The organism is Candidatus Margulisiibacteriota bacterium, from assembly GCA_028706105.1.
Taxonomy (GTDB): domain Bacteria; phylum Margulisbacteria; class Riflemargulisbacteria; order GWF2-35-9; family DYQY01; genus DYQY01.
Genome location: JAQWCF010000069.1, coordinates 1 through 10,591, shown reverse-complemented (window position 1 = coordinate 10,591; position 10,591 = coordinate 1). Strand labels below are relative to the sequence as shown.

The following is a 10,591-nucleotide window of genomic DNA, read 5'->3' as shown; positions in this document are numbered from 1 at the left end:
CCCAATTCTCACCCATACAAACAACGCTCATATAAACTTATGTTAATGAAAAAACAACTTGCTTGATTTTAATAAAAGGGACATTTCTACTTTGGAGAAAGGGTGACATTTCTACTTTGCGTTGACAATGAACCATTGAACTATTGAACCAATGAACCAGTATGTGTATAATTTAAGCATGTACATCTTGCCAGAATATATAGACAAGTATTTTAACAAGTTTCTTTCCAGCATTTATATCCAACCCAACATAACATATCAAGATGCTTATGAAATAATTCAACAGCGGGCAACTTATATCCAATCTTTAGGGGTAAAAGCAAAAGAGCCAGTTGCTCTTATTGCTTCAAATAGTGCAGAGTGGATGTTAACTTATTTTAGTATTGCCTATTCTGGTGCCATTGTAGTTGCGTTGGATAACCATTTAAGTGAAGAGCATCACCTTAAAATGTTATCAACAGTAAACTGTAAACATGCTTTTATTTCTGATGATGTAGGACAGAGGACGAGCAAGGAAGTAAATTTTATTTCATTGAATTTTAATAATGCCTTATCTGATAAAAGTAAGTACATTGCTCCTATTCTGAAAGCGGAAGACTGTGCAGCAATGTTGTTTACTTCAGGGACTACAGGAGAGCCTAAAGTTGTAATGCTTTCACATAATAATTTAGTTAATACTTGCATGTCAGGGATGGAACATATGGGGTTGCAAGATGAGCCAGATATTGTGCTAACCATCCTTCCTCTTTATCACGTGTTTGGCCTTATAACGTCATTTCTAGCATTTATAACTAATGGCTCAAGTATTGTTGTTCAACCATCATTAAAGGGACCAGATATTATTAAATCTTTAGAAACATATCCCATAACTGTTTTTCCTGGTGTTCCTAAATTGTGGGAATTATTTTTTGATAGTATTTTAAACAAAGTAAAAACTCAATCTATTGTTAAGTATCAGATTTTTAAATTTATGGTTGCTTATTCTCATCTTTTTAAGAAAGTAGGCTTAGGCGCTGTTCCTAAAGCTGTTTTTAAGCCAATTCACAAAATTTTTGGTGAGCAGTTAAAGTTTTTTGTAAGTGGTGGCGCTTCACTAAAACCAAAATATTTTAAGGCATACCACAATATGGGGTTTAAAATACTTGAGGGCTATGGATTAACAGAAACGACTGCTGCGATTGTTGCTAATAAAGCACATGAAAATAGAGAAGGCAGTGTAGGTAAAGCAACTAAAGGGAATTTCGTTGAGATACGCGAAAAAAATGAGCGAGGAATTGGTGAAATTTGGTTGAAGGGCATTTCTGTTATGATGGGCTATTTAAATAATGACAAAGCGAATGAAGAAGTGTTTGATAATGAGGGATGGTTCAATTCTGGCGATGTTGGATTAATCGATCATGAGGGCAATCTTCGAATTACTGGGAGGACAAAGAACATCATAGTTCTAGATTCTGGGAAAAACGTTTTTCCTGAAGAAATTGAAGATGTGTTTATAAATTCTGAGTTAATTAATGAATTAGCAGTTTTTGGTGGTGAAAAAAACGGTAATGCTATTGTCAGCGCAGTTATTGTCCCAGAACAAATATCCGGAGCCTCTTATCAGGAGATTAAAGTTGAAGTTAATAGGTTGAATCGTCTTTTGCCAGATTATATGAGAGTATCTGACTTTGCGATTTCTTTTGAGCCCTTGCCAAGAACATCAACAAAAAAAGTAATTGTAAGAGAAATTATTAAAAACTTGAAGCAAGGGAAGTATCAAGCTGGTGATGATTCTAGTTTTGTTTCGTTGCACGAGATGGTTTCTGAAAGTGAACGTGAAAAACAAGTGGCGAAATTTATTATGAAAAAGTTTGAATTAAAAAAGATAGTTATCAGTCAGTCTTTAGATGATTTAGGTCTGGACTCACTTAGTAAGATTCATTTTGTAATTGAGCTGGAACTAGAACTGAGAGTTAAAATAAATATGGATAAATTTATGGCGATTTCTTCGGTAGTAGAGTTAGTGAAGCATTTAAGTTTGTTGCCTGAAGTTAACGAAGTAGAGAGCAGAGAAGATGAGTTATTGTCAGGTAATTTTACTACAAAAAAATATAATTTTTTTAATCCTCTAGTTTTTTTGCTGGTCAAAGTAATTAGATTAAAAGCTCATTTGTTTTTTGGTTATAGAATCGTCAATAAAGAGCTTCTTGAAGGAGCTAAGGAGAGCATTTTCGTTTGTAATCATCAGTCAAATTTGGATATTATTTTGATCTTAGCTTCCTTACCAAAAGACATCAGACGTAATATTTTTATGATTAGCAAGAAGGAGTTAAAGTTTTTGAAATATATCTTCCCTTGGTCTCATTTAATTTTTGTAGACAGAGGGGCCAATATGTTCCCAGCCTTAAAATCAGGTGCTGATATTTTGAGACAAGGTGGGTCGTTAATTATTTTCCCTGAAGGTACGCGGACAAGAACCGGCAAGCTAAATGAATTCAAAGATGGCGCAGCTTATTTAGCTAGTAATTTCAATAAGGATATCATAACAATGACAATTAAAGGTGCCTACGAGGTATTTCCCGCAGGAAGTTTTTTCCCAAAACTTGGACACAAGCTCTCTTTAACTTTTGGAGAAATAATTAGCCCTAAAGGCAAAACAGTGGAGGAAATAAATAAGGCTGTTAAAAAAGCTATAGAATTAAGGTTATAGTTGTTGGGTGTTTTCTGTTACGACATTCACTGAATCTTTAGTTTGTATTAAGTCTTTATATATCAGTTGTTCAATTTCTTTTTCAATTAATAGATGGTCTCCGCCTTCTTCGTACGCCTGCATTTTTAATCCATTAATTATAAAAATAACACCAAAGTCTTTTTCACGATTATAAAAGAAATGGGTTAGTATCCCATAGGCATTCCCCGAGTGGCCAACCATTTTAACATTAGGAATGAACCCGTAGTTTATTTCTGAGCCAAGCCCGCGTTGCATTGTGCTTGTGACTTTAAATGCTGGGGTTTCTAACAGATTAATGCTGTTTTGGTTAAGAATCTGCTTGGTTTTATATTGCCCATTATTGAGTAGCATAATCATTATTTGGGAAAGGTCGACTACGTTTGAACGAAAGCCAGCTTGTGGGGCATGAATTGTAGGATTTCTCCCTATTTTATATTTTTTATTAAGAATTCTTAGCTGAAAGTTATTATCATCAATAGTTTTAGTTGGTTGGTCGCCAATATATTGATAACCAATCGCATATTTAGTTTCTGCATAGGGAAGCGAAGTTGAGAGATGCGTATTTTTAAGTTCAAGCTCGTTAATAAGTTTACTGTGTGCAATCTGGTTAAATCTTTGGTTAGTTAATTTTTCCATAATTGTGGCTATTAGTATAAAGTTGAACCCTGAATAGTTATATCTTTCTTTTGGTGGATAAGCATCATCCCAATAATACTCTTGGTAGAATTTTCCATCCTTTAATATTAAGTCTGAAATATTAAGCTGAGGGTTCGTGATGCTTTGTTCCATGAATTTATTCGCTGTTATTAGATATGGAACAAAGCTAGAAGTGTGAGTTAAAAGCTCTCTCAAGGTTATCTTTGTGCCTTTAAAATAGGGGTTTTCCAAGGGAATTCCTAATTGTTTAGATACTGTTGATTGTAGAACTTTTGGATTATTTTCAGTAACATTAAGAAGTAAAATAGATGTTAGTAGCTTGCTAACAGATGCTAGTCTAATAGCATGGAATGGCGTCATTTTTTTATTTTTAGCTATATCAGCAAATCCGTAGTTAAAAGTGAAGAGGTTTTTTTTGTTTTTGATAACAACCAAAGAGCATCCTGTTACTCCGTATTCTTTCATGATAGATTCAAGCGATGACTCTAGCTGGGTTTTTCTGGTCGCTGTTTTATATGCAGGACAGGAAACATTAATATAAAAAGCTATAAATAACCCAAACGTAAGAAAAGCTATAATAAACCAATTAAGATTTTTATACACTTTGAGCTATTTATTTTATTTCAACAGGAGTTACTTTCCAGATATCCCAGTTGTACTCAGCGATTGTTCGGTCACTAGAGAACTTTCCAATATTGGCAACATTTTCGATTGATTTTTTTATCCATAAATCACGATCCAGGAAGTCTGCAGAAACTTTTTCTTGGCATTCAACGTAGGACTTGAAGTCTGCCATAATCATGTATGGGTCACTATTTACTAAGTCAGAATAAATTGGATAAAAAAGATCAGGCTGTTCTGGACTAAAGAAACCGTTTCTTATTAGTTCTAGAATCTCTTGTAGAGGTTCATATTCTTTTAAATATTTTCTTGGGTCATATCCTTCTTTTTGTAGGGTACTAACTTCTTCTGCTGTTAGTCCGAAGATGTAAATATTCTCACTTCCGACTTCTTCTTTAATTTCAACGTTGGCTCCATCTAATGTTCCAATAGTTAGGGCTCCGTTTAGAGCAAACTTCATGTTTCCAGTACCAGAAGCTTCTTTACCAGCGGTAGAAATTTGTTCCGAAAGGTCAGCAGCAGGCATTATTTTTTCTGCCATAGTGACATTATAGTTAGGAATAAAAAATAATTTTAATTTATCCTTAACTTTTGGATCATTATTGATAACCTTTGCAACATTATTGACAAGCTTAATATAAAGCTTTGCCACATGATAAGCAGGCGCTGCTTTACCACCGATAAGAACTGTTCTTGGTGTAAACTGCATGTTGGGGTCCTTTTTAAGTTGTAAATATAAATGAATAACATGCATTACATTAAGTAACTGTCTTTTGTATTCATGTATTCTTTTTGTCTGAACATCAACTAAAGAGTTTGGATCAAAAGAGAATCCATATTGTTTCTCTAACCAGTTAGAAAGATCTTTTTTGTTATTCGTTTTAATTATTTCCCAACCTTCTGTAATGTATTCTTTATTTTCAAGATTGGTTAGTTTTTTAAGCTCAGTAAGGTTAGTTATCCAACCTGTTCCGATTTTAGAGGTTATTAGTTCTGATAATCTGCTATTACATTTATACAGCCATCTTCTTGGTGTTATCCCGTTGGTTTTATTTTTGAATTTTTCAGGATATAACATGTAAAATTCTGGCATTAGTTCACTTTTAATTAACTCGCTATGCAATGCAGAAACGCCATTTACAGAGAAGGAGCCAGCCACAGCAAGATAGGCCATTCTAACCATTTTTTCTGAACCTTCCTCAATGATAGACATTTTTCTCATTTTTCCCATATCAGGTCCAAACTTGATTTGAATATCAGTCATAAGTTTAGTGTTTATTAAATAAATAATCTCTAAATGCCTTGGAAGCATATAAGCAAACATTCTTTCTGGCCATTTTTCCAAGGCCTCAGGAAGCAAGGTATGATTTGTATAAGCGAATGTTTGTTTAGTTATTTCCCATGCTTCATCAAAAGAAAGATGTTCTTCATCAATCAGAATTCTGACAAGCTCTGGAATAGCGATAGCAGGGTGTGTGTCATTCAACTGAATAACAATTTTACTAGGGATATCTTTTAATTCATGAGTCTCATTTTCTTTGAATCTGCGGATAATGTCTTGTAATGAAGCAGCACAGAAAAAATATTCTTGTTTTAATCTAAGCTCTTGTCCTGCGTAAACATTATCGTTGGGGTAAAGAATTTTTGTAATATTTTCATCATGGAGCTTTTCTTCATAGGCATTAACGAAATCACCATTGTTAAAAATCTGCAATTTAAATTCATCATCAGACTTAGCTGACCATAATCTGAGCGTGTTGACTGTTTTATTGTTAAATCCTGGCACAGGTATGTCATAAGGTACTGCAAATACTTTATTGCAATTCTTCCAAACGGAAACTTCTTTACCATCTTTATCATTATATTTTTCAACATGGCCATAAAAATTAATTGTATATTTTTCTGATCTAGGAATTTCCCATGGGTATCCATTTTCTAGCCATTTGTCTGGCTTCTCAATTTGCCATCCATTTTCAATGTCTTGTTTGAATAAACCATAGTCGTAACGAATTCCGTAGCCAAAGGAAGGGATGTTTAATGTCGCCATTGATTCTAGAAAGCAAGCAGCAAGTCTGCCTAATCCACCGTTGCCAAGGCCGGCATCTTCTTCCATGTCTTCAATCGTATTGAAATCGAAATTAAGTTTAGAAAGTAGTTCTTGTACCTGGCAATTGATATGTAAGTTATCAATATTCATTTTTAATAGTCTGCCGATTAAAAATTCCATTGATAGATAGTAAACTCTTTTTGAATCATGATAATGGTGCTGTCTTTGTGTTTCCAACCATCCTTCTGCAAGTTGATCCATAATGGTATAGCTCAGTGCATTATAGATATCTCTAGGGGTTGAGTTGTATTCATCTTTAACTATTTTATGGGTAAGATTATATTTAAAAGAATCTTCAATAAGAATAGCTTCTTTATCTTTGTTATCTTTTCTAGACAAGATGTCTGAGAGTCTTTCTTTATAGTTATCATTCATATTAGTTCCCCTTACTATATATGTGCTTTTATCTTTCCAATCATTTTATCACAGTAGGGCTAAAGAATGAATTGATTATAAATAAATAATACAGATTAAATATAACCAACGACTATGGTATTATTTAGCAGAGATTTGCTTAAAAAGTTAATTAATTTATAAATTTTTTGTTGATTTATTTGATGAACAGCACTGCATAAGAGAGGTAATTATGGTTAATTCTAAGAGATTGGTTAAAACTTTTATTGATTTAGTAAAGATTGATAGTGAATCAGGAAATGAAAAAAAGGTTAGTAAGTATCTTCAGAAAATACTTTGTGATCTTGGACTAGATGTTGCTTTGGATAAAAAAGGTAACATTTATGCAATTTCTCATGGCAAATTATCAGGTCCATCTCTTTTGTTTTCTGCACACATGGATACTGTTACTCCAGGTAATGGGATTGAGCCTGTTATTAAGGGAGATAGGATTTCTTCCAGAGGTGATACTATCCTTGGTGGTGACGATAAGTCTGGAATAGCTGAGATTTTAGAGATGTTATATGTAATTAAAGAAAAGAAGCTTGATACGACCTCGATTGTAGTAATTTTTTCAGTTGAAGAAGAAATAGGTTTAAAGGGAGCAAAAGCTTTACAGCCGATTCAAGTTGATTATGGTTTTGTTCTGGACACTGGCGGAGAGATTGGCACAGTTATAGTAAAAGCTCCAAATCATTATAGCTTTGAAGCAAAGGTGATAGGTAGGAGTGCTCACGCAGGTATGGAGCCAGAAAAAGGTATTAATGCCATAGTTGTAGCGTCTAAAGCTATTTCAAAGTGTAAAATTGGGAGAATTGATGAGGAGACAGTTGCCAACATTGGAATGATTGAAGGAGGCAAAGCCACTAACATTGTTCCGGATGAGGTTATTGTTAAAGGTGAGGCTCGTAGTCAGTCAAAGAAAAAGGTAAAGAACATGGTTAAGGATATTCAATTATCTTTTAAGAAAGCATGCAAAAAAGCAGGTGCTGACCTGGAGTTTATAGCGCGTAAGGACTATGGTTATTTTGATGTTTCGAAGGAGAAAGAACTGCTTAAAGTTTGCAAAAAAGCAGCCCAAAGTCTTGGTGTTCAACACGTAGAACAAGCTTCTGGTGGTGGAAGTGATGCTAATATTTTCAACAAGATGGGTATCCCAACTGTTGTTTTAAGTACTGGCATGAACAAGGTTCATACTTGTGAGGAAGAAATCAAAATCTCAGACATGGTTACGGCCACTGAATATATTTTGTCTATTGTGAAAAAGATCAAAGACTAATTCCTGATGGTTGATGAGAATTCATTAGAACTTATCAAAGAAAGAACGGATATCGTAGAGATTGTTGGACAATATGTAAAACTTCGCAAAAGAGGTTTGAATTTTTTGGGTCTTTGCCCCTTTCATAATGAAAAAACCCCTTCGTTTGTAGTGAGTCCAGATAAAAAAATATTTCACTGCTTTGGTTGCGGGACAGGTGGCAATGTTTTTTCTTTTTTAATGAAAATAGACGGACTTAGTTTTATTGATACTGTTAAGTTATTGGCTGAAAAATCAGGCATTGAATTAAATGATGACCAGATGATGAATTTCGAAAAGGATGATCGAGAAAACGGATTCGCTTTATTAAGCAAGATTAAGGATGCTTATCATCAACAATTGGATCATGAAGAAGCAAAAAATTATATCAAAGATAGAGGATTGGATAAAGAAACAATAGACAATTTTCAGTTAGGTTATTCTTCAAAAGCTAATTGTGATGAGCTGCTAGGGTTTGACGTCAAAGATATTAAAGATGATTTGTTAGATATTGGGATTGGCATTGATTCTAAAGGAAAAATTAAGGATAGATTCTATAAGAGGTTTATGTTCCCAATAATAGATTTACAGGGCAGGACTTTAGGTTTTGGAGGAAGGATTATTTCAGGCGAAGGTGCTAAGTATGTTAATTCTCCAGAAACAAGGTTTTATAGTAAAAGTAACGTTCTTTATGGCCTTAATATGGCTAAAAAATATATCCGAGAAAATAATGGTCAATTAATCCTTGTTGAAGGATATATGGATGCTATAAGTGTTTTTCAGTCTGGAATAAAAAATATTGCAGCAGCCCTTGGCACTGCGGTAACCCCTCAGCAGTTTAATTTGATTAAACGTTTCGTGAAATTATTGTACATGTGTTTTGATAATGATGATGCAGGAAAAAACGCTATGTATCGAGTGAATGATGTTCTTCAAGACCCAGAAGTTGAGGTTAAAGTGATTGGGTTGAAAGATTGTAAGGATCCCGATGACTTTATTAAGAAATATGGGCTGGATAGTTTTAGAAAACAAATGATTGAGGCGATAACTTATAAAGAGTTTTTAATTGACCATTCAATAAAAGTTCATGGACACAGCATGGAATCATCGAAGATGGCAGTTGAAGATAAATCAAGGGTATTAAAAGAGCTTAAGTCTATTTTGCGTTTTGAAAATGATATCATTAAAAACGTTTATATTGCTATGATTGCGAGTAAGCTGAATATCGACCTTGACCAAGTAAAAGGTTACTTTTTTACTTATAACACTCTTTCAATTTCTAAAAAGAAAGATTATAAAATAGATAAAGGATCAAAAGACAAGTTCTTTAAATTAGAAGAAGATGTCCTGTCTATCCTTTTAAGTCATGTTTCTTTAAGAAACGAATTTTTAGGTAATTTTTCAGTGGATGATTTTATAGATATGGAGCATAAAAAGATTTTTGCTTTGATTGTCAATAATCCAGAAAAAGACGTTCAGTATTTGTGCGATTTAGTTGCTGGACACAAGATTGTAAGTATTTGTATGAAAATAAATTTTGCTAACCCTCAGCTATTTTTACAGGAAGCAGTGGAGTCTTTAAAGAAGAGAAACAATAGAGAAAAGGTAGCTGATTTGAAAAAACAGATAATTGAACTTGAAAAAATTGGTGATTTTGATAAACTTATGTGTCTAAATCAGCAACTGTCGGAGTTGATCAAAAATAAATGAATACAGAAGTTTTATTTGAGGAAGCATCTTCCCCTAATGATATTTTAGAAATCTTGAAAGATACTCATGTTGATTTGGGAGAAATTACCAATGAGGCAGATACTACTGTGGAAGTTGACCAGCCAGACGAAGAAGAATCCAAGGACATTGATATTGAAGAAGAAGTTTTGCAAGAGGAAAGCAACAAGGGCGCAAAATACGATTCTATAAAAATGTATTTAAAAGAAATTGGAAGAATAAAACTTCTTAAAACAGAAGAAGAGTTTAATATTGCACAGAGAATTCAAGAAAACAATGATGATGAAGCAAGAAAAATTTTAATTAGATCCAATTTGCGATTGGTAGTTAGTATTGCTAAAAGATATAACGGAAGAGGGCTTTCTTTCCTTGATTTGATACAAGAAGGCAACATCGGATTAATGAAAGCTGTTGATAAATATGATTATACTAAAGGGTACAAGTTTTCTACTTATGCTACATGGTGGATAAGACAAGCTATCACGAGAGCAATTGCCGATCAATCAAGATCAATTAGACTTCCAGTGCATGTTGTGGAGACGCTTAATAAACTGAAAAAAATATCAAAAATGTTCATGCAAGAATATAAACGGAAACCAACAGATGAAGAATTAGCTCAGCATAGTGAGTTGTCGGTTATTAAAGTCCAAGAGTTAGCTAAAATCGCACAGTTACCAATTTCTTTGGAAACTCCTATCGGGGATGATGACAGTAATAGTCTTTCGGATATTGTAGAAAGTGAAGCAGAAAAAAATCCGGAAGAGAGAGTTCTTTCTGATTTGCTTAGAGAAGATTTAGAGGCTGTTCTACAAACTTTTCTTACAGAAAGAGAGCAAATGGTTCTTCGTTTAAGATTTGGATTACATGATGGCATGCCAAGAACGCTTGAAGAAGTTGGTCAGGTTTACAATGTTACAAGGGAGCGAATCAGACAAATAGAAGCTAAAGCTTTAGACAAGCTTAGACAACAGACCAGAGATGGGCACATGATGTCTTATCTCAGGTGATGCGATGAAGAGTTTATTGACAAAGGTAAGTTTATATCCGACTGATGAGGTTCGTGAGGGTTGAGGTAGTT

General features: G+C 33.8%; 6 protein-coding genes. 4 read left to right on the top strand and 2 right to left on the bottom strand.

All coding sequences use genetic code 11. The features are described from left to right. Nucleotides 1–178: 178 nt before the first annotated feature. On the top strand, nt 179–2,689 hold the full coding sequence (locus tag PHF25_07390) for an AMP-binding protein (GenBank protein ID MDD4527838.1): 2,511 nt from the start codon (nt 179–181) through the stop codon (nt 2,687–2,689). On the opposite strand, the gene PHF25_07385 is transcribed toward PHF25_07390, so the two are convergent. After that, complete coding sequence (locus PHF25_07385) at nt 2,684–3,970, bottom strand: serine hydrolase (protein MDD4527837.1); 1,287 nt, start codon at nt 3,968–3,970, stop codon at nt 2,684–2,686. The two genes, PHF25_07390 and PHF25_07385, sit on opposite strands and share 6 nt — an antisense overlap. 10 nt (nt 3,971–3,980) lie before the next feature. Then, nucleotides 3,981–6,470, bottom strand: coding sequence for a glycogen/starch/alpha-glucan phosphorylase (locus tag PHF25_07380; GenBank protein ID MDD4527836.1), 2,490 nt, complete (start codon nt 6,468–6,470; stop codon nt 3,981–3,983). Between the two features lie 211 nt (nt 6,471–6,681). On the opposite strand from PHF25_07380, the gene PHF25_07375 reads away from it, so the two are divergent. Genes PHF25_07375 through PHF25_07365 form a run of 3 tightly spaced genes read left to right on the top strand, consistent with a single transcriptional unit; the run spans nt 6,682 to nt 10,520 of the window. Then, nucleotides 6,682–7,767 carry a M20/M25/M40 family metallo-hydrolase gene (locus PHF25_07375; protein ID MDD4527835.1) on the top strand — a complete coding sequence of 362 codons (1,086 nt, stop codon included), beginning with the start codon at nt 6,682–6,684 and terminating at the stop codon, nt 7,765–7,767. 6 nt (nt 7,768–7,773) lie between these two features. After that, nucleotides 7,774–9,495, top strand: coding sequence for a DNA primase (gene dnaG / locus PHF25_07370; GenBank protein MDD4527834.1), 1,722 nt, complete (start codon nt 7,774–7,776; stop codon nt 9,493–9,495). Next, nucleotides 9,492–10,520 (top strand): sigma-70 family RNA polymerase sigma factor, encoded by a 1,029-nt coding sequence (locus tag PHF25_07365; GenBank protein ID MDD4527833.1) that lies wholly within the window; start codon nt 9,492–9,494, stop codon nt 10,518–10,520. The genes dnaG and PHF25_07365 overlap by 4 nt, the downstream gene beginning before the upstream one ends. The last annotated feature ends 71 nt before the right edge of the window (nt 10,521–10,591 follow it).

Bases quoted from the DNA above. Each gene is read 5' to 3' on its own strand.
- PHF25_07390 (MDD4527838.1), top strand. From the start codon at position 179: ATGTACATCTTGCCAGAATATATAGACAAGTATTTTAACAAGTTTCTT.
- PHF25_07380 (MDD4527836.1), bottom strand. From the start codon at position 6,470: ATGAATGATAACTATAAAGAAAGACTCTCAGACATCTTGTCTAGAAAA.
- PHF25_07375 (MDD4527835.1), top strand. From the start codon at position 6,682: ATGGTTAATTCTAAGAGATTGGTTAAAACTTTTATTGATTTAGTAAAG.
- dnaG (MDD4527834.1), top strand. From the start codon at position 7,774: ATGGTTGATGAGAATTCATTAGAACTTATCAAAGAAAGAACGGATATC.
- PHF25_07365 (MDD4527833.1), top strand. From the start codon at position 9,492: ATGAATACAGAAGTTTTATTTGAGGAAGCATCTTCCCCTAATGATATT.